This is a genomic window from Dryocola boscaweniae (assembly GCF_025215095.1).
Classification (GTDB): domain Bacteria; phylum Pseudomonadota; class Gammaproteobacteria; order Enterobacterales; family Enterobacteriaceae; genus Dryocola; species Dryocola boscaweniae.
The window spans coordinates 1-371 of the sequence record NZ_JALHAP010000027.1; the positions used below are offsets into that span (position 1 = coordinate 1).

The 371-nt window shown below is 56.6% G+C and carries 1 pseudogene; it reads left to right on the forward strand.

What is annotated here, in order from left to right:
- Positions 1 to 371: pseudogene (locus tag MUA00_RS00130) on the forward strand (VENN motif pre-toxin domain-containing protein); the annotation flags it as partial.

The window sequence follows — 371 nt, forward strand, 5'->3', positions numbered from 1 at the left end:
TTTGACAAGGAAAAAGAGCAGCAGCGCCTGAAGGAGGCGCAGGTCATCAGCCAGATTAGCGGACAGATGAGCAACATCGTCATGACGCTGGGTGAGACCGAAGCCATGAAGGCGGCCAGGGAGAAGCCTGAAAATACGGGTAAAACCGACGCAGAACTGCGTCAGACCGAAGCTTACAAAACGGTCATGAAAGGCTACGGCACGGGCAGTACGCCACAGATGGTGGTGCAGGCCATCACGGGCGTGCTGGGCGGGCTGAATGCGGATAACTTCGGCCAGGCGCTGGCGGGCGGGCTTAATCCGGCTGTTGCTCAGCTTATCAAACAGACAACTGGTGATGATGATAAAGCAAACCTGATGGCGCATGCGGT